Origin of the sequence: Falsirhodobacter algicola, assembly GCF_018279165.1 — a bacterium.
GTDB classification, from domain to species: Bacteria; Pseudomonadota; Alphaproteobacteria; order Rhodobacterales; family Rhodobacteraceae; genus Falsirhodobacter; species Falsirhodobacter algicola.
The window spans coordinates 94,355-120,986 of record NZ_CP047291.1; the positions used below are offsets into that span (position 1 = coordinate 94,355).

General features: G+C 67.6%; 21 protein-coding genes. 8 read left to right on the forward strand and 13 right to left on the reverse strand.

Features of this window, described 5'->3' with window-relative positions; genetic code table 11:
* Positions 1-4: 4 nt before the first annotated feature.
* Both GR316_RS12700 and GR316_RS12705 read left to right on the forward strand, forming a co-directional pair.
* Positions 5-283: a circadian clock KaiB family protein gene (locus tag GR316_RS12700; RefSeq protein ID WP_211785383.1), complete on the forward strand. Its 279-nt coding sequence runs from the start codon at positions 5-7 to the stop codon at positions 281-283.
* A complete protein-coding gene (locus GR316_RS12705; RefSeq protein ID WP_211785384.1) occupies positions 280-1,737 on the forward strand; it encodes a sensor histidine kinase in 1,458 nt (485 codons plus the stop codon). The genes GR316_RS12700 and GR316_RS12705 overlap by 4 nt, the downstream gene beginning before the upstream one ends.
* A gap of 149 nt (positions 1,738-1,886) precedes the next feature.
* Here the strand turns inward: GR316_RS12705 and GR316_RS12710 are convergent, their stop codons facing one another.
* Positions 1,887-7,061, reverse strand: coding sequence for a DUF4011 domain-containing protein (locus GR316_RS12710; RefSeq protein ID WP_211785385.1), 5,175 nt, complete (start codon positions 7,059-7,061; stop codon positions 1,887-1,889).
* Positions 7,062-7,423: 362 nt separating this feature from the next.
* Between GR316_RS12710 and kduD the strand changes: the two genes are divergently transcribed.
* Together kduD and GR316_RS12720 are read left to right on the forward strand one after the other, a co-directional pair.
* Positions 7,424-8,164 carry a 2-dehydro-3-deoxy-D-gluconate 5-dehydrogenase KduD gene (gene kduD / locus GR316_RS12715; protein ID WP_211785386.1) on the forward strand — a complete coding sequence of 247 codons (741 nt, stop codon included), beginning with the start codon at positions 7,424-7,426 and terminating at the stop codon, positions 8,162-8,164.
* A 120-nt stretch (positions 8,165-8,284) separates the two neighbouring features.
* The gene (locus GR316_RS12720; protein WP_211785387.1) at positions 8,285-9,169 is read left to right on the forward strand and encodes a sugar kinase; all 885 of its coding nucleotides are present in this window, start codon (positions 8,285-8,287) and stop codon (positions 9,167-9,169) included.
* A 9-nt stretch (positions 9,170-9,178) separates the two neighbouring features.
* On the opposite strand, the gene GR316_RS12725 is transcribed toward GR316_RS12720, so the two are convergent.
* Both GR316_RS12725 and GR316_RS12730 read right to left on the reverse strand, forming a co-directional pair.
* Entirely contained in the window at positions 9,179-10,207 is a 1,029-nt protein-coding gene (locus GR316_RS12725) for a YHYH protein (protein ID WP_211785388.1), read from the reverse strand.
* Between the two features lie 89 nt (positions 10,208-10,296).
* Positions 10,297-10,872, reverse strand: a complete 576-nt coding sequence (locus GR316_RS12730; RefSeq protein WP_249218865.1) for a TetR/AcrR family transcriptional regulator — start codon at positions 10,870-10,872, stop codon at positions 10,297-10,299.
* A 150-nt stretch (positions 10,873-11,022) separates the two neighbouring features.
* Here GR316_RS12730 and GR316_RS12735 point away from each other — a divergent pair, with 150 nt between their 5' ends.
* Positions 11,023-11,586 carry a carboxymuconolactone decarboxylase family protein gene (locus GR316_RS12735; RefSeq protein ID WP_211785390.1) on the forward strand — a complete coding sequence of 188 codons (564 nt, stop codon included), beginning with the start codon at positions 11,023-11,025 and terminating at the stop codon, positions 11,584-11,586.
* Between the two features lie 43 nt (positions 11,587-11,629).
* Here the strand turns inward: GR316_RS12735 and GR316_RS12740 are convergent, their stop codons facing one another.
* The 5 genes from GR316_RS12740 to GR316_RS12760 all read right to left on the reverse strand — a co-directional run bounded on the left by GR316_RS12740 (position 11,630) and on the right by GR316_RS12760 (position 17,006).
* Positions 11,630-13,144 (reverse strand): aldehyde dehydrogenase (NADP(+)), encoded by a 1,515-nt coding sequence (locus tag GR316_RS12740; RefSeq protein ID WP_211785391.1) that lies wholly within the window; start codon positions 13,142-13,144, stop codon positions 11,630-11,632.
* A 2-nt stretch (positions 13,145-13,146) separates the two neighbouring features.
* A complete protein-coding gene (locus tag GR316_RS12745) occupies positions 13,147-13,872 on the reverse strand; it encodes a ribonuclease activity regulator RraA (RefSeq protein WP_211785392.1) in 726 nt (241 codons plus the stop codon).
* Between the two features lie 91 nt (positions 13,873-13,963).
* Positions 13,964-15,472: a tripartite tricarboxylate transporter permease gene (locus GR316_RS12750; protein WP_211785393.1), complete on the reverse strand. Its 1,509-nt coding sequence runs from the start codon at positions 15,470-15,472 to the stop codon at positions 13,964-13,966.
* Between the two features lies 1 nt (position 15,473).
* Positions 15,474-15,947 carry a tripartite tricarboxylate transporter TctB family protein gene (locus GR316_RS12755; RefSeq protein WP_211785394.1) on the reverse strand — a complete coding sequence of 158 codons (474 nt, stop codon included), beginning with the start codon at positions 15,945-15,947 and terminating at the stop codon, positions 15,474-15,476.
* Between the two features lie 60 nt (positions 15,948-16,007).
* On the reverse strand, positions 16,008-17,006 hold the full coding sequence (locus GR316_RS12760; protein WP_249218866.1) for a Bug family tripartite tricarboxylate transporter substrate binding protein: 999 nt from the start codon (positions 17,004-17,006) through the stop codon (positions 16,008-16,010).
* Between the two features lie 234 nt (positions 17,007-17,240).
* Between GR316_RS12760 and GR316_RS12765 the strand changes: the two genes are divergently transcribed.
* Both GR316_RS12765 and GR316_RS12770 read left to right on the forward strand, forming a co-directional pair.
* The gene (locus tag GR316_RS12765) at positions 17,241-18,242 is read left to right on the forward strand and encodes a Gfo/Idh/MocA family protein (RefSeq protein ID WP_211785395.1); all 1,002 of its coding nucleotides are present in this window, start codon (positions 17,241-17,243) and stop codon (positions 18,240-18,242) included.
* Between the two features lie 26 nt (positions 18,243-18,268).
* Positions 18,269-18,964, forward strand: a complete 696-nt coding sequence (locus tag GR316_RS12770; protein ID WP_211785396.1) for a FadR/GntR family transcriptional regulator — start codon at positions 18,269-18,271, stop codon at positions 18,962-18,964.
* Between the two features lie 27 nt (positions 18,965-18,991).
* Here GR316_RS12770 and manD read toward each other — a convergent pair whose 3' ends face one another.
* Both manD and GR316_RS12780 read right to left on the reverse strand, forming a co-directional pair.
* Positions 18,992-20,215 carry a D-mannonate dehydratase ManD gene (manD, locus tag GR316_RS12775; RefSeq protein ID WP_211785397.1) on the reverse strand — a complete coding sequence of 408 codons (1,224 nt, stop codon included), beginning with the start codon at positions 20,213-20,215 and terminating at the stop codon, positions 18,992-18,994.
* Between the two features lie 25 nt (positions 20,216-20,240).
* The gene (locus GR316_RS12780; RefSeq protein WP_211785398.1) at positions 20,241-21,377 is read right to left on the reverse strand and encodes a Gfo/Idh/MocA family protein; all 1,137 of its coding nucleotides are present in this window, start codon (positions 21,375-21,377) and stop codon (positions 20,241-20,243) included.
* Positions 21,378-21,505: 128 nt separating this feature from the next.
* Between GR316_RS12780 and GR316_RS12785 the strand changes: the two genes are divergently transcribed.
* A complete protein-coding gene (locus tag GR316_RS12785; protein ID WP_211785399.1) occupies positions 21,506-21,817 on the forward strand; it encodes a cupin domain-containing protein in 312 nt (103 codons plus the stop codon).
* 36 nt (positions 21,818-21,853) lie between these two features.
* Here the strand turns inward: GR316_RS12785 and GR316_RS12790 are convergent, their stop codons facing one another.
* The 3 genes from GR316_RS12790 to GR316_RS12800 form a co-directional block, all read right to left on the reverse strand.
* Positions 21,854-22,597, reverse strand: a complete 744-nt coding sequence (locus GR316_RS12790; RefSeq protein ID WP_211785400.1) for an SDR family NAD(P)-dependent oxidoreductase — start codon at positions 22,595-22,597, stop codon at positions 21,854-21,856.
* A 3-nt stretch (positions 22,598-22,600) separates the two neighbouring features.
* A complete protein-coding gene (locus GR316_RS12795) occupies positions 22,601-24,964 on the reverse strand; it encodes a DUF4962 domain-containing protein (RefSeq protein WP_211785401.1) in 2,364 nt (787 codons plus the stop codon).
* A 75-nt stretch (positions 24,965-25,039) separates the two neighbouring features.
* Entirely contained in the window at positions 25,040-26,605 is a 1,566-nt protein-coding gene (locus GR316_RS12800) for an extracellular solute-binding protein (RefSeq protein WP_211785402.1), read from the reverse strand.
* Between the last annotated feature and the right edge of the window lie 27 nt (positions 26,606-26,632).

The following is a 26,632-nucleotide window of genomic DNA, read 5'->3' on the forward strand; positions in this document are numbered from 1 at the left end:
GGTGATGAACACGAAGAAGAAACTGACGCTCTACGTCGCGGGGCAGACGCCGAAATCCTTGGCGGCGATCTCCAACTTGAAACGGATCTGCGAGGCGCATCTGCCCGGCGCCTACGAGATCGAGGTGATCGACCTGCGCCAGAACCCGAAACTGGCGCGCGAACACGACATCGTGGCGATCCCGACGCTGGTGCGCGAATTGCCCGTGCCGCTGCGCAAGATCATCGGCGATCTGTCGGACGAGGAAAAGGTTCTCGTGAACCTGAGGTTGCAGGACGAATGAGCATCACCGCCGAGGCCCTTGCCGAGCTGCGCCGCCGCCTTCTGGAGGCGGAGGATACCCTGCGCGCGATCCGCGAGGGGGAGGTGGACGCGCTGGTGATCGGCCGCCTCGACCGGCCGGAGGTCTATGCCATCGGCGGCGATACCGAGGCGTTCCGCGCCTTCATCGAGGTGATGGATGCGGGCGCGGCGGCGGTGGATGCGGGGGGGCGTATCCTCTATGCCAACCGTCTGTTCGTGGAACTGCTGGGGGCCTCGGCGAATTCGGTTCAGGGGGCGCGGCTGTCGGATCTGATGCCGTGCGATCCGGGCGGGCAGGCGACGTTCCTCAACCCGGCGGGGCCGGTGCGCCGCGCGATCGAGGTCCCGCAGGAGGGCGGGGCGCGGCAGTTGATCGTGGCCAGCAGTCCGCTGCAACTCGGCACCATCACGGGCCATGCCATCACGCTGACCGATGTGACCGAACGCCTGCGCGCCGAACGTGCCGAACAGAACGAGCGGATGGCGCAATCCATCATCGCCTCGGTCAACGAGGCGGTGCTGGTCTGCGATGCGAACGGGCGCGTGACCCACAGCAACGCCCCCGCCCGCAGCATCCTCGGGCTGGAGCCGACGGGCCGCCGTCTGACCGATCTGCTGCGCCTTCAGCCCGAAGCGGGGTCGGGCTTTTCCAGCTGCGCCGAGATCGTGGGCGCGGTGCTGGCCGGCCGTTCGGTCCGCGGGATCGAGGTGTCGGCCCCCGATGCGCCGCTGTCGCAGGATTTCCTGATCAGCGCCGCGCCGCTCGAAGGGCCGGGCCTGCCGGGGTCGGGCTGCGTCATCTCCATCTTCGACATCGCCAATCGCAAGGTCTTGGAGCGTCAGCAGCGTCTGCTGATGGGCGAGCTGGATCACCGGGTGAAGAACACGCTGGCGCTGGTTCTGTCGATCTGCCGTCAAACCTTCCGCCATTCGGCCGATTACGTCAGCTTCGAAAAGGCCTTCACCCGCCGCATCCGCGCATTGTCGGACACGCACAACCTGCTGGCGCGCAGTTCGTGGGCCGGCCTGTCGGTCGAAGATGTGATCGAGGCCGAGGCCGAACCCCATCGCGGCGAAGGGCGCGGGCGTCTGGCCACCACCGGCTGCGACATCCGCATTTCGGCCGAAGGGGCGATCGCGCTTGGCCTCATCGTGCACGAGTTGACGACGAACGCGGTGAAGCATGGCGCGCTTTCGGGCGATACGGGGCGGGTGGATGTGTCGGCGCGGCGGGATGCGGAATCCGTGGTGATCGAATGGCGCGAAACCGGCGGGCCGCTGGTGCAGCCGCCCGTGCGCCGCGGTTACGGCGAAACGGTGATCACACGTAGCCTGCAATTCGCGCCGGGCAGCCATACATCGCTGCGCTACGACCCGGAGGGCGTTATTTGTACGATTGTCGTGCCGGAATCGCTGATTTTACCGATGACATGACAGCTTTTGTCGTCCGACTGTATTAGAATTGATCTATTCGTCCGATGCCGCGGGCGAATCCCCCGGGGGGCATGATGTGTGACCCATGGATCAGTGACGCCCCCCGGGCCTATTACGGCGGTCCGCACCCTGTTCGGGGTGCGGACCGTTCAGTTTTCGCCGCCCTCTGATTTGGCGCGGGCGGCGCGGTCCTTGTCGAGCAGTTCGGTCAGCGCGGTATCGAGCCGATCGAGCGCGGCGGCCGGTGTGCGGAACCAGTCCGTGGACCAGACGCGCAGGATCGACCAGCCCAGCCCCTCCAGCACGGCCTGACGGATGCGGTCCCGGTCCCGCGCCGTGGCCGAGGAGTGATAGGCCGCCCCGTCGCATTCCACGCCCGCAAGCCATGCGCCCGCCCGGTCCGGGTGGCGCACGCCTAGGTCGATGCGGAAGCCCGACACGCCGATCTGCGTGCGCACGTCCCAGCCGCGCGCGGCCAGCGCATCGCGCACCGCTTCTTCGAACGGGGAATCGGCCGGGCCGACCGATCCGGCATCCTGCGCCGCCAGCGCCACCGCCCCCCGCGCCGCATAATCGAGGAACGCCTTCAGATCCGCCACGCCCCGCGCCCGGCTGCGCGACAGATCGATCTGATCGGCATCGAGCGAGGCGAAGACATGCAGTTCCGCCCGCGCCCGCGTGACCGCGACGTTCAACCGCTTCTCGCCGCCTTCGGCGTTCATCGCGCCGAAGTTCATGGTGATCTTGCCCGCCATATCCGGCCCGAAGGTGACGGAGAACAGCATCACATCGCGTTCGTCCCCCTGAATGTTTTCGAGGTTCTTGACGATCACCGGCTCCTCCCGCTCATCGGCGAAGAACCATTCGAGGTCGGGTTCGGCCTTGCGTGCGGCGTCCAGCAAATCGAGGATCAGCCCCTGCTGCTGCACGTTGAAGGTGATGACGCCCAGCGTCGGACGGTCCGCCTCCGGCAGGGTCAGCCATTCGGTCAGCCGGTCGCGGATGAAGGCCGCGACGGCGCGCGCCTCTTCGGGGTTGGTCGCACCGCCGCCGCGCAGATAGGTGCCGCCGACCCGGTGCAGGCGCACCGCCTCGCCCGTGGCATCGGGCGAGGGGAAGGTGACGAGCCGCCCGTCGTAATAGGCGTGGTTGGAAAAGGCGATCAGCGCCTCGTCCCGGCTGCGGTAATGCCAGTTCAGCCGCTGCACCGGCACGCCCGCCGCGCTCACCTCGTCGAGGATGGAGGGCATGTCCCGCTCGTGGCCGGGCAGGGGGGTGTCCTCCTCCTCTCCGTCCTCGGTGCTGCGGCCGAAGAAATTGGTGGGCGGCAGCTGTTTGGGATCGCCGACGATGATCGCCTGCCGCCCGCGGGCGATGGCCCCGATCGCATCCCATGTGGAGATTTGCGAGGCTTCGTCGAAGATCACCAGATCGAACTGCGCCTGACCGGGCGGCAGGAATTGCGCCACCGACAGCGGCGACATCAGCACACAGGGCGCCAGCGCCGGGAAATGTTCGGGCATGTCCGAAATCAGGCTGCGGATCGCCACGCTGGGCCGCGTCAGGCCAAGCTGGTGGCGCAGCATTCCCAGTTCGGAATTGCGCGGCACCGCATCGCGCGCGGGCAGGGTGTTGCCGAGGCGGCGCATCACCTCGGCGGGGGCGAGGTCCGCCAAGGCCGCATCGAGCGCGCGGAACCGTTCGATCAGCGCATCGTGCTGCCAATGGGCGAAACCGCGCAGTTCGGGTTCGGCATCCATGGCAAGGCGCACCCACCACGCGGCATAGGCCCGCTCGAACGCGGTTTCGGCGGGCAGGGACAGATCGCCCCGCTCCAGCGCCTCCACCAAGGGGCCGAGGCCTTGGGCTTCGGCCTCGGTGCGGGTGCGGCGCCATTTCAGCCAATCCACGAAGCGCGGGCGCAGGCGTTCCAGCGCATCCAAGAGATCCTCCGCCTCGGCGCCGCCGGGGGCCAGACCGCCAAGGGCGGCAAAGCGCAGGCGGGCCTCCTCGGCGCGGGCATCGGCCTCGGTCAGGCGGGCGATGAGGGGCTGAAGATCGCCGCCGCCCGCCTCCAACAGGGCCGCGCGCCGGGCCGGATCGAGGGCAAGGCCCGCCATGCGCAGCCGCCGTTCGGCCACCAAGAGCGTGTCGGCGGCATCGAGGATCGCGGCAAGGCGAGCCGGATCGCTCGTCTCGCCGTCATGGGGCAGGAGGCCGGGCGCGGCAAGGCGCGTGCGCGCGCGCAGCAATTGGCGCAAGGCGTCCAGATCGCGGGCGGGATCGGCCGTGCCCTCGGCGGCATAGCTTTGCAAGAGCTTGCGCACGCGCCCACGCGCCATGCCGGCAAAGGGCCAGATCTTCCCCTCGGCGCCGCGCCAGTCGAGATCGAGCGTGTCCAGCGGAATATCGGCCAGCCGGTCGTCGGGATAACGCGCGGCCATGGCGCTGCGGGCGCGGCGGGCGGCGTCCAAGGCGGCGGTCAGCGCGGCAAGCTCGCCGCGCGCGGTGTCGGGATCGCGCAGGACGGCTTCGGGAATGGCGGGCGCACCCAGCCGGGCGCGGGCCAGCCGGTCGATCGCGGCGGCGCCAGCGGCGTCCGGTGCCTCGAAGCCGAGGCGCCGGGCGAATTCGGTGCGCGCGGCGCGGCCTTCGCCTTGGGCGGCGCGCAGGGCACGGGCGGCCTCGAGGAAGGCATCTTCCCAGCCGAAGGACCATTCACCCCCGTCCAGCATCGACAAGGGCCCCGCGGGATCGAGATCGGCGACGATGCGGTGCTGCGCCCCCAGCTCGCGCGCCAGATCGCGCAGCGCGCGCCAGCCCTCGGCATCATGGGCGTCCTTATGGGCAAAGCGCAGCGCAAAGCCCGAGCCCCCCGCCGCCACCTTGCCGATGGCCTGAAACACGCTGAACCCCTGCGTGCCGGGGCGGTGAAGCGCGGCGACATAGGCGTTCAGTTGATCGCGGGCGATGCGCAGATCGCCCCCGACGCGCACCCATTCCTCGGGGGCGGCGCGGCTGGCGCGGTCCCATGAACGGCCAAGCTGCGTCAGCACCGATTTGCGGTCGGCCTTGCTCGAATGCAGTTCCAGCACGGCATCGGCCAGCCCGAGCCGTTGCAGGCGGCGATGCACCACATCCAGCGCGGCCGATTTCTCGGCCACGAAAAGGACGGTGCGCCCCCGGCCCAACTGATCGGCGATGATGTTGGTGATGGTCTGGCTCTTGCCGGTGCCGGGCGGGCCGATCAGCACGAAATCGCGCCCTTCGGCGGCGGCCAGAACGGCGGCGAGTTGCGAGCTGTCGGCGGCCAGCGGCGCAAGGATGTCGGTGGGCGCGTGGCGGCGGTCCACATCGGCGGGCTGGGGCATCGGCCCGTCGTCGCGGCGGAACCCTTCGGAGGGGTTGTCGACCAGATGCGCGACGAGAGGGCTTTCGCGCAACTGCTCGGTCCGGTCCACGAGGTCCTTCCACATCAAGAACTTCGCGAAGGAGAAGGTGGAGAGCGCGCAATCCTCCACCACCTCGAAGCCCGGAACGTCGCGCACCCGCTGACGCATGATCTCGAAGATGCGGGGAATGTCGAGGCCGGCGGCGTCGCGCGGCAATTCGCCTTCGAGTTCGGGGATGCGCAGTTCGAAATCGCGCTTCAGCATCTCCAGCAGGGTGAAGTTCAGACGCGCCTCATCCTCGATCAGGCCGAGGCGGAAATCGGAGGTGGCGGCGCGGCGTTCCAGCTTCACCGGCAACAGCAGAAGCGGCGCGCGGCAGATGCGGGCGTCCGCGCCCGCCCGTGTCCAGCGCAGGAAACCTGCGGCCAGGAACAGCGTATTGGTGCCGCCCTCGGACAGATCGCTGCGCGCCTTGCGGTAGAGTTCCGTCAGCCGCGCGGTCATGTCCTTTTCGGTCAGCGGCACGGCCAGTTGGCCGCGGCTGAGCGCCTCGGTCGCCAGATCGCGCAGGGCGCGTTGCGCCTCCTCGGGGGGCAGATCGCGGCCTGCGAGGATATTCTCGTCCTTCAGCGCCAGAAGGCGCAGCTGCGTGCCGCCGGCCAGACGATCCTCGGCGGCGGCGATGTCGGGGCAGGTCAGCGGCACCGCCCCCCGCGTTTCCTTGAAGTTCAGAAGGCGGTTCATCAGCGACAGATCCAGCAGCTTGCGCTGCCAGCGTTCGATCCGGCCAAGGGGGGTGGCGGGCGTTTCGTCCACCACCGCGCCCGGCAGCGCCCCCAGATCGAGGGGGCGGGGCAGGGCGGCGGGCGCGGCCTCGTCGGCGGCGTTCGGATCGGTGTCTTCGGCGGCGCGGTGGCTGGCCATGGGGCGGATGCGCGCGGCGCGGGCGCGGTTGATGTCCACCGCGCAGAGGAAGGCGTGTTCCTGCGCCTCGGCCAGACGGTCGCGCCCGGCCTCAGCGGCTTCGGCAAGGCCGATGGCGGGGCGATGCGTCAGCAGCGTGGTCTCCAGCGGCACGAATTCGCGCAGCGTCGCGGCCTTGCGCACGGCCACGACATCCGGCTCCACCAGCCGTCCGAAATCGCGCGGCATCAGCCAGACGCCGACCCATGCATGGCCTTCGGCAAAGAGGACGGCCGTGTTCAGGCCCGCCGCCTCGAAGGCGGCGGCCAGCAGAAGGCTGCTGTCGAGGCAGGTCGCCAGCCCTTCGGCGGCGATGCGTTCGGGGTCGCGGATCTTCTGGCCGCGCGCCTCGAACGAGGCGGGGGGAACGGCATAGGAAAGGCCCATCCCCGTTGCCGCCGACCAGATCGCCCCCGCCACCATCCACACCCGCGCCGGATCGCCCGAGGCATAGCCGTCCAGCGCGCCGGACCGGCCCGTCGCCTCCAGAAGGCGGGCGGCCTCTTTCAGAAGGCGGGCGATGGCGGGTTGATTGGGCGAGACGAAGGCCGCGACCAGCGTTTCCATTTCCGCAAGGCCGCCCCATTCGTCGCGGGCCAGCATCTCGATCGGGTGGGTTTGGGTGAGGTCCGCCTGCCCCTCGGCGGTGATGCGAAGCGAGAGGCGGCCGATCTCCGCCTCGTTCAGCCCGCCGAGGATCGCAGGGTCGAGGGGGGTTTCCAGATCGGCGATCTCGATGCGGGCGCCGGGGGCGATGCGGTCGATGCGCCATGTGCGCGGGCGCAGGATCGGCGGATCGGCGGTCAGCGTCAGGGCCACGCCCTCGACGCGGTCCGCGCCGGTGTTTTCCACCGACAGGCCGCGCAGCACCGACACGCCGTTCTGCGCCGAGGCGAAGTTGACCTGCCCCGCCGGTGCCAGCGTCACGGCCAGCGTGGAGGGAAGGGGGGCGTCGGGCAGGTCGGTCATCGGGGTCTTTCGGGGAGCGGTGAAGGGGGCGGTCCTGCCGAAGGGGGGGCGGGATGCGGGGGGACGGGAGGGGCGCGCGTTCAGCGCAGGGCGGCCGGACAGGGACCGCGCGCGGCATGGCCGCCATCCGCGGCCGCGGACGGTCCGGGCCGAGGATCGACGGAGGATGAGAGCCGAAACGCCAAGAAGCACCGGGGTCCATGTTGCCGGGGCACTATCGGAAGAATGGCGTCCGGCCACAAGGGAATTCGCGCGCCTCCATGACATTTCGTGTCATGGTTCGGCAAGGGCCCGCCGGTCCGGCATTTGCGGTTGCATGGCCGCGCGCCCCGCGCCATCGTCCGCCCCAAGGGGGAACAGGGATGAGCGCATTTTCACTCTCGGGCCGCAGGGCCCTCGTCACCGGCGCGAATGCCGGGATCGGACAGGCGATCGCGGTGGCGCTGGCGCGTGCGGGGGCCGAGGTCGTCTGCACCGGGCGGCGCAGTTGCGACGAGACGGTGGCCATGATCGTCGATGCCGGGGGCCGCGCCCATGACCAGCGCGCCGATTTCGCCGATCCGATGGCGGGGGCGGCGCTGTTCGACGGTGCGCCGGTCGATATCCTCGTGAACAATGCCGGCATCATCCGCCGCGCCGACAGCACCGATTTCACCGAGGCCGATTGGGATGCGGTGATGGATGTGAACCTGAAGGCGGTGTTCTTCACCAGTCAGGCCTTTGCGCGGGCGGTGATCGCGCGGGGCGGGGCGGGCAAGATCGTCAACATCGCCTCGCTCCTGTCGTTTCAGGGCGGGATCCGCGTTCCGTCCTATACGGCGGCCAAGCATGGCGTGGCGGGGCTGACGAAGATCCTCGCCAACGAATGGGCCGGGCAGGGCATCAACGTGAACGCCATCGCCCCCGGCTATATCGCCACCGCCAATACCGAGGCGCTGCGGGCCGATCCCGACCGCTCCCGCGCGATTCTAGAGCGTATTCCCGCAGGTCGCTGGGGCCGCCCGGAGGACATCGCCGAAAGCGCGGTTTTCCTGGCCGCGCCCGCGTCGGACTATGTCTCGGGGGCGGTGCTGAACGTCGATGGCGGCTGGATGGCGCGCTGAGGGCGCCCGGCGCTTGACCCCGCGCGCCGGAGCCGTGAAGGTCGGCGCAGCGAAATCGCGCCCGGTGGGCGCGCGGCCGGGGCATGGCGCCCGCGGCCGGTTGAGGAGGAAGACGACCCCATGAAGATCCTATCCATCGGCGAGTGCATGATCGAGCTGGCCGGAACAGGCACGCCCGAACAGTGGCGCAGCGGCTTTGCGGGCGACACGTTCAACACCGCATGGCACCTGCGCCGCCAGCTTCCGGCCGACTGGGTGGTGGAATACTTCACCAGCGTCGGCCGCGACCCGCGTTCGGAGGCGATGCTGGCCTTCATGGCCGCGGCGGGGCTGGAGACGGGGCAGATCCTGCGCCATCCGACCCGCGTTCCGGGCCTCTATATGATCGATCTGGACGGGGGGGAGCGCAGCTTCACCTATTGGCGCGACAATTCGGCCGCGCGCTGCCTTGCCGACGATGCCGAGGCGCTGAACGCCGCGATCGGCGGGGCGGATGTCGTCTATGTCTCCGGGATCACGCTCGCGATCCTGCCCGAAGCGGGGCTGCGCACCCTTCTGGACGCGCTGGATGCCGCGCCGGGGCATGTGGTGTTCGATCCGAACCTGCGCCCGCGCCTCTGGGCCTCGGCCGAACGCATGTGCGCCGTCATCACCGAGGCGGCGTCCCGCGCCCGCACCGTCCTGCCCAGCTTCGACGACGAGGCGTCGTTCTTCGGCGATGCCACCCCCGAGGCGACGGCGGACCGTTACCTCGCGCTCGGCGCGCAGGAGGTGCTGGTGAAGAATGGCGGCGGCGCGATGATCCTTGCCACCCCCGAGGGGCGGCAGTCGATCGCGGGGCTGGAGCGGCTGGCCCCGGTGGATACGACCGGCGCGGGCGACAGCTTCAACGCGGGGTATCTGGCCGCGCGCCTGACGGGCGCCTCGGCCGAAGAGGCGGCTCGCAAGGGCCATGCCGTCGCAAGCCGCGTGGTGATGGGGCACGGCGCACTCGTCGCGGTGTGACGGCGCGGCCTAGCCCCTTTCGGGGGGCGGGCCGTTTCCGGGGCGGCCGCCGGGGGGCGGCTCGGGCGGCATCGCGGCCGCGTCGCAGATGCCGTCCGCATCCTCCAGCGTGCAGCCCGTCTCGGCGACATGGCATCCGAGGATCGCGTTCGACCCGGCCGTGCCCGCATAATAGCGGTAGCCCTTGCCCGCGAGGTCGATGCCGTTGCACGCATCGAGCTGGTCCACCAGATCGTCGCGATGGGCCATGATCGGCAGCCCGTCCATCGCGATGCCGATCTGCACGTCCTGCGTATCGAGCGCGGCCGTCGCGCCGGGCGCATCGTCCAGGCAATCGGTCACGGCGTGGTAGTGATAGCCGACATGCGGGTTCACATGGCCGCCGCAATCGTCGAAGGGCGCGATCGTATGGGCGCCTAGGATATTCTCCAGCGGGGCCGGGCCATCGAGGCGGATGCCGTTCCACGCAAGGCCCGCACCGGACAGCGCGGTCGGTTCGGGGCGGTCGGCCATCACCGGCGTCAGCGGGATCACATAGGTGATGGCGGTGTCGTCCGGCAGATAGTCGGGCAGGCACTGCACGCAGTAATTGTTGTATTCGGGATCGACATCGGGGCGGGCGGCGGCTTCGCATGCCTCCAGCGTGCCGGTGAAGCGCACGGCCCCGGTGTCGGGATCGAAGAGCTGCCATTCGGTATCGCCGTAAAGTTCGGCAAGGCGGGCGATGAAGGCGCCGTCCACATCCTCGGCCTTGCCGTCCACGAACCAGATGCCGCCCTTGTCCGCGCCGTCGGTGATCTGGGTCGGGCACCACGGGCCGGGGGTATAGGCCTTGGGATCGGGCTTCACCGTGATCCGGAAACAGGTGGTCTGGGTGCCGCCCGACAGGGTGCAATCGACCTGTTCGGGGCCAGAGACGATCTGCGCCTCGGAAAAGAACGCGGCGATGGCCTGCATCGGATCGTCATGGGCAAGCGCGGGCATCGCCGCAAGCGCCCCGAGGCAGGTGGCGGCGGCAAGATGGCGAGGGTCGCGCATGGGGCAGGCTCCTGTTCCGATCGGTTCCGGTCATTCTTGCATCTTACGCAGGAACGGGAAGCATCTGTCGCAACCTGCGGCAGAATGCCCTACGGATGGGCCAATTCTTCGGCCAGATCGGCGCAGAGGTCGGCCATGCGCTGCGGATCGCTTTCCCGCTGGGCCTGAATCTTCAGGCCGAAGATATAGGTCTGGATGCGGCGGGCGATGCGGCCCCGGTCGCTGCCGGGCGGCAGTTCGCCCAAATCGACGGCGCGGCCGATCGCCTCGGCCAGCACATCCTCGATCCGGTCCAGATGGGCGATGACGAAGGCCTGAAGCGTGCCGTCGCGCGGCACTTCGAGAAGGCTTTTCACCAGCATGCAGGCCGTGGAGGGACGGTCCGCCGGGTCCAGCACGGCCAGCCCCAGAAGATGCTGGCGCAAAGCCGCGAGCGGCTGCGGGGCGGCCGCGATGAGGCCGCGCAACTCCGCCTCCATCCGCGCGGCATAGCGGTCGACGGCGGCGCGGAACAGGCCTTCCTTGCTTTGGAACGCGGCATAGATGGAGCCGGGGCGCATCGCGAGAACCCCCTCCAGATCCTTGAGCGAGGTCGCATGATAGCCCTTGGCCCAGAAGAGCCGCATCGCAGCTTCCAGCGCGTCGTCCCTATCGAATGTTGCCATGCGTGCCATGAGGGGCAGTTTACTCCGAAGCGCGGGCCTTGGACAACCGCATCACGAATAGTTGTTGAGCGGTTGCTCAAGAAAAGACTTGAGCGATCGCTCAAGAAAGTCCACCCTCTGTCCGAACGCATGAAACCGGAAGGAAACGACATGACGAAGTTCGCCACGTTCGACGAAACGAATGCCCCCGAGAAGTCGGTCCCGCTGATCCAGAAATCGAAGGCCGCCTTCGGCCGTCTGCCGGGCCTGCATTCGGTCATGGCGCAATCGCCGGCGCTGCTGGACGGGTATCAGGTGCTGCACCGCCTGTTCGCCGAAGAAACGACCTTCGACGCCGAGGAAAAGACCGTCGTCTGGCAGGCGATCAACGTCGCGCATGAATGCCACTACTGCGTTCCGGCCCATACCGGCATCGCAAAGGCGATGAAGGTCAGCGACGACATCTCCAACGCGCTGCGCGACGAGACGCCGCTGCCGACGCCGAAGCTGGAGGCGCTGCGCACCTTCACGCTGGTGATGCTGGACAGCCGTGGCCGCCCGACCGAAGAGCAGCTGCAAGCGTTCTACGACGCCGGTTACGGTGAAACGCAGGTGCTGGAGATCATCCTCGGCCTCGCGCAGAAGGTGATGAGCAACTACACCAACCACCTTGCCGACACGGATGTCGATGCGCCGATGAAGGCCTTCGACTGGACGCCGAAATCCAAGCGCTGATCGCGCGGGGTCTGCGGGGCGGTTGCCGCCCCGCAGATTTTCGTCAGACCAGATCGGCCGGCAGCAGCGCGGCCGGCAGGTTCTGATAGCAGACCGGACGCAGGAAGCGCCGGATCGACAGCGTCCCGACCGAGGTCGCGCCGAAATTGGTGCTGGCCGGATAGGGACCGCCATGCACCATCGTGTCCGACACCTCCACCCCGGTGGGGAAGCCGTTGGCCAGAACCCGGCCCGCCATCGCTTCGAGCACGGGCATGAGCGGACGCGCCATCTCCACATCGCCATCATCGAGTTGCAGCGTCGCGGTCAGCTGACCGACGAAGCTGCGGGCGATCTCCAGCATCTGATCGGCGTCGCGCACGCGGATCACGAGGCCGAGGGGGCCGAACACTTCTTCGGCCAGCGCATGATCGGCCAGCCAGTCGGCCGCCGTCACCTCGAAGAGGTGCGGACGCGCGGTGCGGCCTTCGGCGGTGTCGGCAAGGCGCGTGGCGACGCCCGCCGCCGAACCGACGCGCTTTGCGCCGTCATGGAAGGCGGTCGCCATGCCGTCGGTCAGCATCACCTGCGCCGGAACGGCGGCCAGCGCCTTTTCGGCGGCATCGACGAAGGCATCGGCCTCCGGCCCGTCGATCACGATGGCGATGCCGGGATTGGTGCAGAACTGGCCCGCGCCCATCGCAAGGCTGGCGGCCCAGCCCGCACCGATCGCCGCGCCGCGGGCCGCGCAGGCCTCGGGCAGGACGAACATCGGGTTGACGCTGCCCAGCTCGCCGAAGAACGGGATCGGTTCGGGGCGCGCGGCGCAGAGGTTGAACAGTGCCCGACCGCCGGTCAGGCTGCCGGTGAAGCCGACGGCCTTGATGCGCGGATCGGTGACCAGCGCCTCGCCGACATCGCGGCGGCCGCCCTGCACGAGGCTGAAGATGCCCGGATCCATGCCGAGCGCCTCGATCGCGGCGACGACGGCATCGCCCACGATCTCCCCGGTGCCGGGATGGGCGCTGTGGCCCTTCACGACGACGGGGCAGCCGGCGGCCAGCGCCGCAGCGGTGTCGCCCCCCGCCACCGAGAAGGCGAGCGGGAAGTTCGACGCGCCGAACACCGCCACCGGACCGACGGGACGCTGCATCATGCGCAGGTCCGGGCGGGGCAGGGGCGCGCGGTCCGGCAGGGCCGGATCATGGCGGCGGTCCAGATAATCGCCCGCACGAATGTGCGATGCAAAGAGGCGCAGTTGCCCCGTGGTGCGCGCCCGTTCGCCCTGAAGGCGGGCGGGGGGCAGGCCGGTTTCGGCGCTGCCGCAGGCGGTGATCGCATCGCCCCGCGCGTCGATCTGATCGGCGATCGCCTCCAGAAGGGCGGCGCGCTGCTCGCGGGTGGTGGCGGCGAAACCTTGGGCGGCGGCCTTGGCGGCGGCGCAGGCCTCGTCCACCAGCGCGGGCGTTCCGACCGAGAAATCGGCCCCCGGCCCTTCGGCCGGAGAGGAACGGAACGTCGCCTCGGTGGAGCGGCGCTGGCCGGCGATCAGATGGGCACCGTGGAATTCATAGCTCATGTTCAGCGTCCCGTCCGTTCGCGCCATTCGGCATATTTCGTGAGGCTTTCGTCGTCGGTGGCCGGATAGAGGCCGATGATCCCGGCGCCGTTCTGCACCTGCTCCAGCACGAAGTCCTCGAAGGATTCCATGCCGGTGCATTCCTCGGCGATCTCGTCGGCGAGGTGGGCGGGGATGACCATCACGCCATCGCCGTCACCCAGCATCACATCGCCCGGAAAGACCGGCGCATCGCCGCAGGAGATGGGAACGTTGATCTCGATCGCTTCGTGCAGCGTCAGGTTGGTCGGGGCCGAGGGACGGGCGAAATAGGCCGGCATGTCCAGCTCGGCGATGCCCGCCGCGTCGCGTACGCCGCCATCCGACACGACACCCGCCGCGCCGCGTTTGGCCAGACGCGTGATCAGAATCGAACCGGCGGTGGCCGCGCGGCTGTCCTTGCGCGCATCCATCACCAGCACCTGACCGGGGGGGCAGGTTTCGATCGCGACGCGCTGCTTGTGGCCACGATCGCGGAAGGCGGTGATGGGGTTGCGATCTTCGCGCGCGGGAATGTAGCGCAGGGTGAAGGCCTGGCCGACCATCGTCACCGGCTTCCGCTCCACCGGGACGACGCCCTGCACGAACTGATTGCGCAGCCCCCGCTTGTAGAGCGCGGTGGCGACGGAGGCGGTAGACACCTTCATCAGCTTCGCGCGGGTTTCGTCGGACAAGATGTAATCGGACATGTCTAGCATCCTCGAATGAGGCTCCCTTGAGGCGGACAATGTGTGATGCGTCGCCCGCCGGTGCCGCAGGGGCCCGGCGGGTGCGCGCGGATCAGTGGTCGCGGGCGGCGCGGCGGCCGCGCACGGCACCAAGGATCGACAGGCCCCAGATCAGCAGCACGCAGATCCCGAGACCGGCCGCGATCGGGCGTTCGAAGAAGGCCAGCAGGTCGCCGTTCGATTTGATCATGGAGGTCATGAACATCCGCTCGAACATCGGGCCGAGCACGAGGCCGAGGATGATCGGCGCCACGGGGAAGCCGTTCTCCTCCATCAGCCAGCCCAGAAGGCCGATCGCCAGCATGATGATGATCCCGAAGACCGAGTTGGTCATGGCGAAGGCGCCGACGATGCACAGGCTCATCACGATGGGCAGCAGCACGCGCGGCGGCACGCGCAGCACCTGCTTGGCCGCCTTCACGGCCGTCCAGCCGAGCGGCACCATCATCAGCGTCGTCACGATGAAGATCATGAACACGGCATAGATCAGCTGCGGGTTCTGGATGAACACGGTCGGCCCCGGATTCATGCCCTTCATATAGAGCACGCCGATCACGATCGCGGTCACGCTGTCGCCCGGAATCCCGAAGACGAGCGCCGGGATCCACGAGCCGCCGACCGCGGCGTTGTTCGCAGCCGAGGCATCGACCAGCCCTTCGACATGGCCGGTGCCGTATTTCTGCGGCGTGCGCGAAAAGCGTTTGGACACCGCATAGGACATCCATGCCGCGATGTCGGCCCCCGCGCCCGGCAGCGCGCCGATCAGCACACCCATGAGCGAGCCGCGGGCGATGTTCTTGGGATGGCGGCGCACGATGCCGCCCACGCCCTTGAACAGCGGGCCGTTATAGGGGGGCATGTCGACGGTGGTGCTCTTGGCGTGCAGGCGGATGACGCCGCGCATCACCTCGGCCAAGGCGAAGAGACCGATCATCGCCGGAATGAACTCGATCCCGGCCAGAAGATCCTGCTGCCCGAAGGTGAAGCGCGGAACGCCCGTCGTCGGATCGAGGCCGACGGTGGCCAGCGTCAGACCGATCAGCAGCGCAATCCCGGCCTTCAGCGGATCGCCCGAAGACACGAAGATGGCGCAGGAGAGGCCGAGCGTCGCCAGCCAGAAATATTCGTACGAGGTGAAGCGCAGCGCGAATTCCGCCAGCATGGGCGCGGCCACGATCAAGACGCCGATCCCGATCAGACCGCCGATGCAGGAGACGATCAGGTTCGTGCCGAGCGCCTCGTTCAGGCGGCCCTGCAGGGTCAGCCGGTAGCTGTCCTCCACATAGGCGGCGGAGGCGGGGGTGCCGGGAATGCGCAGCAGCGCGCCCGGAATGTCGCCGGCGAAGATCGCCATGCCGCTGGCCGACACGATGGCGGCCAGTGCGGGGATCGGATCCATGAAGAAGGTGAGCGGCACCAAGAGCGCGACCGCCATCGTGGCCGTCAGGCCGGGCATCGCGCCGACGAACATGCCGAACGCCCCCGCCAGCAGCGCCGTCAGCAGCACCTGCGGATCGAGGACGAGCTGCAACGCCTGAAGGATGATGTCGAAGCTGGCCATATCAGAGCACTCCGTCGAGGAAGCCGCGGGGCAGGGGAACACGCAGAAGGCCCGCGAACAGCCACCAGCACGCCAGAGTGGTGCCGATCGCCAGCACCACCGCCACCCAAGGCCGCAGACGCAGCGTCAGGAACAGCACGCTGAGCGCGACGATGGACACGGGCAGATAGCCGATGCGCGGCGTCAGCCAGATATGGGCCGCCACGTTGCCGATCACGGCCAGAAGCGCCGGGGCGCCCCCGTCCTTCAGATCGGCCTGAAGCGCCAGAAGGGGCCCACCGGCGGTGCGCCGGGCGCGCAGGTCGCGCAGCACCAGCATCACCCCCGCGATCATGAAGCCGACCGCCAGAATCGACGGCAGCAGCGCCGCGCCATAGGGCTGGCCGCCGAAGCTCGGGAAATGCGCGGCCTGCCAGAACATGACAGCGCCGAGGCATAGGAAAAAACCGCCCAGAAGGGCGTCGGTGATCTTCATGGATCCCCCCGGAATGTGTCAGGCCGGCCGAAGCGGAACGCCCCGGCCGGACATGGGCGCTTAGCCTTGGATCAGGCCTGCGGCGGCCATGGTCTTGGCCAGTTGCTCATCGGCTTCGGCCATCATCTGCTCGTGCGCCTGCGGGTCGAGATAGGTGATGTTGAACCCGCGGCCGTTCATGAAGTCCACGAATTCGGGATCGACCGCGATCTCGGCCAGGGCGGCGGCAACCTTGTCGGCGGCCTCCTGCGGCATGTCCTTGGGGCCGCACACGCCGCGCCACGTCGCCAGCGAGAAATCGCCCGCGTCGCTTTCGATCAGCGTCGGCACGTCGGGATGGCTGCTGGCGCGTTCGGAGCCCATCAGCGCCACGTTCACGGCGCGGCCCGCATCGACCATCGCCTTCGTTTCGCCCAGCGACACGGTCACGATGTCGATCCCGCCGGCGATCAGGTCCTGCATGGCCGGGGCCGAGCCTTCGGACGGCACCCAAGTGACATGGTTGCCCTCGAGCCCCAGCGATTGCAGCCAACCGACGAGCGCGAGGTGCCAGATGCCGCCCTGCGAGGTGCCGGACGCCTTGAACGTGCCCGGTTTGGAGGTGCGGATCGCCTCGGTCAGGCTGGCGATGTCGGTGTAGTCCGACCGCGAGGAGACGGTGATCGCCGGGCTGTCGGCGTTCATCAGACCGAGCGGGGTGTAATCCTCGTAGGTCAGCTGCGTCAGGCCGAGGTGGTGCATCATCGCGATCTCCACCGTGACGAGGCCCAGCGTATAGCCGTCGGCCGGGGCGGTGGCGATGGCCGAATGGCCGATCACGCCGGCGCCGCCCGTGCGGTTCACCACGTTGAAGGGCTGGCCGAGGCGACGCTCCAGCAGGGCCGAGATGATGCGGCCGCAGGCATCGCTGCCGCCGCCCGCGCCCCACGGCACGATCATCGTGACGGGACGGGTCGGGTAATCGGCCGCCCATGCCGGGGCCGAGACGAGGGCCATGGCCGACGTCGCGGCGGCCCCCTTCAGCAGACCGCGACGGGTCAGGCTTGCGAAATCAGTCATGGTATCCTCCCACAAAAGAACAGGTCCGCATCGGGACCGATGGTACGAACAGCGGCCTCACACCCGATGCCCGTCAGTCGAATCGCCCGGCCTCCCCCGAGCGTGGACACGATAAGGCCCGGCTTTCGCCGAGAGCCGTTACCGATTTGTCATGATTTGTAAGATCGCTGGCTTGATGTGTCAAGATTGTTCATTTACACCCCAAGGCCACCACAAGGCGGAGGAGGCTCGACGGTGGCACAGCACGATCTCAGTGTCGCGATTACAGGGGCAGGGGCAATCAGCGAATTTCACCTCAAGGGGTGGCAGGCCCAGCATGGCGTGACGCTTGCGGCCATCTGCGATCCCGACCGCGCCAAGGCGCAGGCCCAGGCCGATCGCTTCGGCATTCCGCAGGTCTTCACCGACATGGCCGAGATGCTGGACGCCGTGCGCCCGGATGCGGTGGACATCATCACCCCCGTGGCGAGCCATGCCCCGCTGGTGCGTCAGGCCGCCGATCGCGGCGTGCATGTGATGTGCCAAAAGCCGATGACCCCGACCGTCGCCGAGGCCGAGGCCCTGATCGCCGATGTCGGCGAGCGTGTGCGCTTCATGGTCCATGAGAACTACCGCTATCGCCCGCATTACGCCGAACTCGCCCGCCGGATGGCGGATGGCGAGGTGGGCCGCCTGCGCCATGCGCGGCTGACGGTGCGCGCCTCGGCAGTGCTGGATTATCCGGGCCGCACGCCGTTCCTGCTCAACCGGCAGCCCTATCTGGCCGATTTCCGCCGCCTTCTGGTGTTCGAGGTGCTGATCCACCATCTCGATGCGCTGCGCGCGATCCTCGGCGAGATGGAGGTGGTCAGCGCCACGCTCGACCGGATGAACCCCGCCCTTGCGGGCGAGGATGTCGCCTTGATCCAACTGCGCTCGGCCGATGGGGCGCTGGTGGTGATCGATGCCGACATCGCGGCCCCCGGCCATCCGCCGCTGCCCGCCGACCGGCTGGAACTCTTGGGCGAGGCCGATACCGTCATCTACGACCGCGACCGCATCACCCGCCTGTCCAGCCCCGAGGACGTGTCGCTGCACGATCTGACGGCGAACTATCAGGCGTGCTTCACCGGGGCCGTCACCGATTTCGTCGAGGGGCTGCGCACCGGGCGTCCGTTCCAGACCGATCGTCTGGACAACCTGCGCACCCTGAAGCTAATGGAGGGGATCTATCGCGCGGCGGGCGTGGAGATTTGATCCAGAAGGCACGGGAGATCAACAGTTTGAACGGGAGCGGACGTCCGACACTGGCGGATCAGGTTTACGATCAGCTTCTGGGTCAGATCACCGATGAGACCTATGCCGTTCACGCGCGCCTGCCCAACGAGGATGCACTGGCCCATGCCTTCGGGGTGTCGCGGCCGGTGATCCGCAGCGCGCTGGCGCGGCTGCGCACCGACGGCATCATCCAGTCGCGGCGCGGTTCGGGCAGCTATGTGACGCGCCGCCCGGACCGGCAGGTCATCAGCTTCGTGCCGCTCGGCTCCATCTCCGACATCCAGAAATGCTACGAGTTCCGCATCGATCTTGAGGGGGCGGCCGCCGCATGGGCCGCCCGCCGCCGCGACGATCGCGATCTGGAGCGGATGGAAGAGGCCTATCGCGAGCTGGAGGCGAATTATCAGCAGCGCGAGCCGGGGATCGACGCCGACCAGCGCCTGCACCTCGCCATCGCCGAGGCCAGCAAGAACGGCTTCTTCGTGACGATGCTGCAATCGCTCGGCCCGCAGATCGCGTTCGGGGTGAAGCTGTCGCGATCGCTCACGATGCTGGGGGTGCCGCTGCGGCAGGAAACGGTGCTGGCCGAACATCGCGCCGTCGTGGCGGCGATCCGCGACCGCGATCCGGTCACGGCGGAGCGGGCGATGCGCGATCACATCTCGGCGGCGAAGAACCGCATGTTCGTCGGCGAAGAATAGGGCGGCCCACCGGGCCGCCCCCCACGATCAGTAGTTCCACATCGTCCCGTCTTCCAGCCGCACCACGGGGTGGCTGCCGGGGACGTAGTCGTAACGGGCCGCCTTGGATTCGTCGAAATCGACGCCAAGGCCGGGGGCATCGCTGACCCAGACCATGCCATTCTCCATCCGATGTTCGGACGGGAACAGCGCGTCGCATTCCGGCGTGCCCAGCACCAGATATTCCTGCACCCCGAAATTGGGCGCCCACGCGTTCAGATGCGCCTGCGCCGCCATGCAGATCGGCGAATGGCTGGGCGCGCCGTGGAAGCCCGTGCGCACATGGTGCAGACCCGCCAGATCCACGATCCGCCGCACCGGGGTGATCCCGCCGGCATAGGTGACGGCGACGCGGATGAAGTCGATCAACTCCTGCTCGATCAGGCGGTTGCAGTCGTAGATGGAGTTGAACACCTCGCCGATGGCGATGGGCACGGTGGAATGCTGGCGGATCAGGCGCAGGGCGTCCTGATCCTCGGCCGGGGTCGGGTCTTCGAGCCAGTAGAGATCCACCGGCTCCACCGCGCGGGCGAAGGCGGCCGCTTCGCGCGGCAGCAGGCGGTGATGCACGTCGTGCAGGATCTTCAGCTCCGGGCCGAACCGCTCGCGGATGCGTTCCAGCGCGCCGGGCATATAGCGCATGTAGCGATCGGTGTCCCACACCTCCACCTTCGGGCGGATGCCGGTGTAATCGGTGATGTGGTTGAGGTTGTCACCCTTCGCCTCCGGCACGGCATAGCCCTTGGGCATGCCGGGAATGCCGCATTGCACCCGCACCGCCTTGTAGCCCTGTTCGACATAGAAAGCGACGGAGTCCATCAGATCCTCGAGGTCGGCGCCGGTGGCATGGGCATAGACCATCGCGCCCTCGCGGCTCTTGCCGCCCAGAAGCTGATAGACGGGCAGGTTCGCCAGCTTGCCCTTGATGTCCCACAGCGCCATGTCGATGGCCCCGAAGGCGGCGGTGGCGATCGGACCGCGCCGGAAATAGGCCCCGCGGTAGAAATACTGCCAGATATCCTCGCTGTTGCGGGGGTCCATGCCGATCAGGTTCGGCACGAGGTAATCCTGCAGATACTGCGCGGGCAGCGTTTCGCGGTTGTTCAGCGTGGCATCGCCCAGCCCGTAGATGCCCTGATCGGTCATGATCTTGAGCGTGACGTAGTTCTTCTTCGGCCCGCCGACAAAGACCTTCGCATCGGTGATTTTCATGGGGTCCTCCTCCCTTCAGATCTGCTTAGCCGAGTGCCGAGACATCCACCCATGCCTCGTTCCGGCGGATGACGTCGATGATCTGCTGATGCACCGCGCCGTCGCGGAAGGTGGGATAGGGGGGCACCTCCTCGCCGCGGATGTCGCGCAGGAATTCGCGGGCAAGGATGTGCCAGCACTGCTCCGTCTCTCCGGCGACATCGGGGATGGCGGCGGCGATGTCATCCGGCAGCGGCACTTCGCGCCAGCCCGTCCCGTCATGCAGATGCAGCGCGCCGCTGCCGTAATGGCCCTTGAGGTAGATCGCGCCCGTGTCGCCGTAAAAGACGATGTGATCGTCCTGAAACCGCGGGACGAGGCCGCCATGCCGGAACATCGCCGAGACGGGCCGTTCGGCCAGCGGGCTTTGGATGCGGGCGAGCACCGTATAGGACCATTCGACATCGCTTTCGCCCCAAGCGAGGTTCGGATCGTCCAGATCCTTGGGGATGAAATTGCGCCGGGTGGCGAAGTTGTGCACACCCTCCACGATCGGGGCGCGGCCCAGATCGTCGCGCACATCGCCCGCGACGGACAGGATGCGATCGCCCAGCACCGCCGTCACGATCGACAGCGTATGGGTGAAGTTGTTGTTCAGCCGCCCGCCGCCATCGGCCGCCCGGTGCGACCAGCCGAAGGGGATGTTCCGTTCGAGGTTGAAATGCGAGATGCACTCCACCTCGGTCGGGGCGCCGATCGCGCCCTCCGCGATCAGGCGCTGCGCGTGCAGGATGCTGGGGGTGTAGCGGAAGCTGGCGGCATAGGCGGTCTTGATCCCCCGCTCGCGCGCGAGGCGTTCGAGTTCGACCGCGATGGGGCCGGTGGTGGTCATCGGCTTGTCGCAGAAGACATGGGCCCCGGCGGCGATGGCGGCGCGGATCTGCGCATCATGCGCCCCGCCGGGCGTCGCGATGGACACGATGTCGGGCCGGCAGACCTCCAGCGCCTTTTCCCAATCGGTGCCGGCATGGGGGATGCCGAGGCGGGCGGCCACCTCCTCTACGACATGGGGGGTGCGTCCGACGATCCCGACCACGGTCGCGCCGGCGGCCCGGAAGGCGGCGGCATGGCCTTCGCCGGCGAAACCGGTCCCGGCGATCAGGACTTTCAACTCGCGCGTCATTTCAAATGCCTCCTTGTTCGGCAGGTCCACGCGCGGGGATGCCCCCGGCGCGCAGGGGGGCTGGCCGCAGCTTACGCCCGGCCCGGAACTGTTGCAGCGTTGAGAGGACCACGACGAGGAGGCATCCGATGACCACCTTCCCCCTTGTGCAGACGGGTCCGCACATGACCCGGCAGGTCCTGTCGGAACATCCGCAGATCATGATCGTGGCCTTTCGTTTCGAAGCGCCGGGGGCCAGCGGGGCCCTGCACGAACATCCCCATGTCCAAGCGACCTATGTCGAAAGCGGGCGCTTCCTGTTTCATGTGGGGGAGCGCAGCTTCGAGGTGGCGCAGGGCGACAGTTTCGTCGTGCCGGCCGGGGTGGTCCACGGCTGTCGGTGCATCGCGCCAGGCTGTCTGATCGACAGTTTCACCCCCCGCCGCGACGATTTTCTGTGACGGGCGCCGGGTCGTCCCCGCGCCCGCCGTGGCGGATCAGCTGAACAGCATGCCGCCGTTGATGTCGTAGTTCGTGCCCGTGATATAGGCCGAGTCGGCGCAGGCGAGGAACAGCACGAGGTTCGCCACATCCATCGGAACGCCCTGACGCTTCAGCGGAGAGTTGTTCTCCAGCGCGGTGCGGGCCTCGGGTTTGGTGAAGATGTTGTGGAAGTCGGTGTCGATCATCCCCGGGCAGATGCCGTTCACGCGGATGTCCGGGCCGAGTTCCTTGGCCAGCGCGCGCGTCAGCGTCATGATCGTGCCCTTGGAGGCCGCATAGGCCGCGGCACCGGGGCCACCGCCGTCACGACCGGCTTGGCTGGCCATGTTCACGATCGCGCCGCTTTTCATATGCTCGAGCGCGGCTTTCGTGACCATCACCGTGCTGGTGACGTTCAGGTCCATGACCGCGTTCCAATGCTCGAGCGACATTTCGCGGAAGCTCTTGCGGGCGATCAGGCCGCCGCTGTTGTTCACGAGGATGTCCACGCCGCCGAAGGCTTCGACCGTGGCCGCGACGAGGGCATCGACGCCCTCTTGGGTGCACAGGTCGCCCTGCACGGCGATCGCCTTGCCGCCGACCGCTTCGACCTGCGCGACGGTTTCCTTGGCGCCATCGGCGCTGGCGAAGTAGTTGATGGCGACATTCGCACCTTCCTCGGCCAGCCGCACCGCACAGGCGCGGCCGATGTCACGTCCACCACCGGTGATGATCGCGGTTTTTCCTTGGAGTTTCATGTCTTATCCTTCCGTTTGGATCTTTTTGGACGGGGTGCCAGGGTCAAAGGTCTTGGGGACGACGATCCGGAAATCGTTCTCCTCCGAGTCCGTGAAATAGAGTTCGCAATCGTAACCCTGGTCGTCGAGGAAGCTGAAGATGCGCCGCGGCTCCTCCAGCCGATAGGGGACCAGCAGCGTCGCGATGCGGTGCCGCGTGGCCTTGGGGAAGCGGGCGTTCAGGCAGGTGCTGACGGGCAGCCCTTCGTAATCCTTGGGATCCACGCCGGGGAAGCCCGTCTCTTGGCTCAGCTCCGCCGGGCCGGCTTCGGACCACAGGAACTGACCGTAGAAGCCCGCCTTCTCGCCGGTATAGCGGAAGCTGTTCTCGCCCAGCGTATAGGGGGCGTTGGCGTGCAGCCGCCAGTCGACGGACACCGGGCTGTCGGCGTCGATGGAATCCACGATCACGAAGTAGGAGTTGCGGATGAAGTACACCTCCCGCTCCACCGACCGCAGTTCGGGCGTCAGCGAGCTGTAGGCCGCCGCCGCGTCGCCGCGGATGTAGATGTGATCGGCCCGTTCCTCGGCGGTGACGATGCGCCCGCTGGAGCGGATCGCTCGCGCCTTGTCCTTGCCCGCATACTGACCGTTGCCGTTGATCAGCACGGCGTTCTTCGACACGGTCTGACGCCGCCACACTTGGTGCATGGAGGAGTTGAACGCCACGTAATAGCCCGACTGGATCGCGAGATCCTCGCCGAAGGCGGCCATGCAGAAGGCGTTCTGGTCGCCATGGCTGTGGCTGACCGAACCATAGGGCGAGGATTTGAACACGAACTGGATATGCTCGTCCGGTTTGTGCATCGCGTGCTGGATGCCGACCCAGCCGATCCCGCGGAAATGGCGCATCCCGCCTTCGGGGGGCGTCGCCTCCACTTCGGGATAATCGGTGCGGAACGCCATCTCGTCGAAGTTCGTGTCCCACCAGCCCCAGTTGTAGAAGGCGCCTTCGGTGCCGGGGTTCAGGCGAAGGTTTTCCTCGCAGTACCACTGATACGCGCCGTTGCCGGTGACGCCGGCATATTGGCGCAGGTTTAGGCCGGTCTTGATGCAGGGCAGATCGCCTTGCGTGCTGTCATCGCCGAAGGTGGCGCGGCGGGTGTTCGGCGCCTTGCAGAACAGCGGGAAATCGCCCGTGTTCTGGAAGAACGGACGGCGGTAGAGGTCGATCCCCGTCCACGATTTCAGCCGGTTCGCCGCGTCGATGAGGAAGGCCATCCCCATCATCCAGTAGTTCGTACCCTCGGCCCAGCCCCCGTCATTGTCGCCCCACGGCGAATAGACGTTGAACAGGAACTCCACGCAGTAATCGAGCCATGCGCGCACTTCGGCATCGTCCTCGCGCATCAGGGCGATGCAGGCGGGCACGATCGTCAACGAGACGGAGCGGACGGCGTGGCTGTCATAGGGGAAGAGGTGGATCTTGGCGTTGCGCATCGCGTGATCGGCGATGTCGCGCGTCCGCTCGCGCAGGGCGGCGCGGACCGTCTCACGCTCGGCATCGTCCAGATCGTCGTGCAGCCAGTCATAGCCCCAAGCCAGCGCGTTCGTCACGCGGTAGGCCCATTCGTCGGTATAGGCGCGCGAGGTGACGCCCATCGGGTTCCACGAGGCGACTTCCAGAAGCTGCGCCTTGGCCCGTTCCAGCATGGCGGCATCGCCCGTCACCTTGGCGGCGATGGACAGATGGCGGATCGCGTACCAGACTTCCTGAAGCTGGATATAGGTCGCGCGCCAGACGGCCGCCGTGCGGCGATGGTCGGGATAGCCGGCCGGTTCGGTCACGACGGGCGTGTCCATCCACGGCAGGACGGATTTCTCGTAGAAGTTGGACCAGCCGCAATGGGACGGATCGTCCTTCACGCCGGCGCGGAACGCCTCCAGACGCTCGGGATCGAGCCAGAGACGCGGATGCGCCATCGTGCAGCCGTCATAGCGGCCCGCGCGCGGGGCCAGCGGCGTTTCGGGCAGGCCCTCCGCGAGCGTGAAGGCGCGGCTCGTGCTCCAGCCGGTGATGGGGGTGCCGGCGGCGTCGCACTGCGCATAGCTCCAGTGCCACTGGCCGGGGGGCAGTGCCACGTCCGGGGTGAAGAAGTTCAGCGGAATGCCGGAAAAGACCAGCGTGTTCCCCTTGGGATAGCCCGGATCCTGCGACAGGCGCAGCGTATAGAGCGCGTCATCCTCGATCACCGGAAGCCATGTGAAACGAGGCGGGTTCTCGGCGATCTCGGTGGTGTCCGTCGGGCTGTAGCGGATGGTCAGGCCACCGGCCTTCGGCTCGTCGATCGGCGGGAGGGCGGGGCGGGTGAGGGTCTCCGTGGACATCGGGCAGCTTTCTCGCAGTGCGTTCAGAAGCGGTGAGGGGCGCGGCTGCGCGCGCCCCCCTGGCATATGGGGTCGTTATTTGTACTGGCGTTCGTAGGCGGTGTTCATCACCTCGATGACCTTGTCATAGCCCATGCGGTTCAAGGTGCGCATGTAGTCGTCCCAGTCGGCTTTGACATCCCCCGTACCGAGCACCCATGCCTGCTGGCGTTCCAGCATGTAGGTGCGCAGCGACGGCCAGTAACGGTCGTAGATCGCCTGTTCTTCCTGGTTGAAGGACACGCCGAGGAACTGGTCGATCAGCAGGTCGTTCGCGGCATAGAGAGCGATGCCCTCCTTCGCCTCGGGCGAGGTCCACTGGTCTTCGTAGTTGTAGTCCATCCAGTAGCCGCGCGGGATCTGGGCCCCTTCGAGATACATCTGGCTGTTGACCGGGCTGTCGGAGTTCAGAACCTCCGGCTTGAAGGTCGGCTTGCCGTCGACCATGTCCCACGTTTTCCCTTCCACGCCGAAGTTGGACAGGTTGCGGCCGTCCTGCGTGAACCAGAAGTCGAAATACTTGATCGTCTCTTCGGGGTGCTTGTTGGAATAGGAGATCGCCCAGCCGTCCGGCTTGATCGGGATGCGGCGATGCTCTTCCATGCGCACGCCCTTCTCGGAGGCCGGCGGCAGGAACGGGATGAAGTTGAAGCCTTCGATCTTGTCCTTCAGCGCCGCGTTGTAGCCCGAGGTGGAGGCGAACCAGTCATGCGTCATGCCGCCCAGATCCTCGGACAGCAGATAGTCGCGCGAGGAGGCGCCGCGGGTGTAGATCTCCGGGTCGATCAGACCTTCGGCATACCACTGCGCCACATGGGCCAGCGCGTCGCGATAGGCCTCTTGCGCGTAGGGGTGGACGACCTTGCCCTCGTCGTTGACGTAGAAGTCGTGATAGGTGTCCGATCCGGTGGAACGTGCATCCCACAGCGTCAGCAGACGGTTCACTTCCTCCCACTGGCGCGAGAAGAACGGGATCTCGTCCTTCAGGCCGTTGCCGTTCGGGTCGTCGTTGCGGAAGGCGGTCAGAACGTCGTGCAGTTCGTCCACGTTCTGCGGCTGCTTCAGGCCCAGCTTGTCCAGCCAATCCTGACGGATGTACCACGCGCGCCCGAATTCGCCGTCCGGCAGATAGGGGATGTAGTAGTAGTTGCCGTCATAGGCCGAGATCGCCTCCTGCAGTTCGGGGTGGCTGTCCCAGAACGCTTGGATATGCGGGGCGTATTTCTTCACCAGATCGTTCAGCGGCAGGAACGCGCCCTCGGGGCCGTACTGGTTGACGGGCTGCTGGATCAGGTGGCCGCCCACGATGTCAGGCATGTTGCCTTGGGCGAGCAGGAGGTTCATGGCCTCGTTGCTCTCGGTCGTGTTGCGGCCTGCGGTGGCGTCCTTCAGCGAGATGCCGGTCATCTCGCGGGCGGCTTCCTCCACCGGGTAGATCTTGCTCGGCGAGCCGCCGACGCCATAGCCCTGAGCGCGCGGCCAGTGCATGTGGATCGTCAGCTCCAGCGGCTTGTCCACGATCCGGTGATCTTCCTGTGCGAAGACCGGGGTGTTCAGCGCCGTGGTGGCCAGAAAGGCCAGGGTGAGCGATGTCTTAAGCATGGTTTTCCTCCCTCTTACAAAACAGGG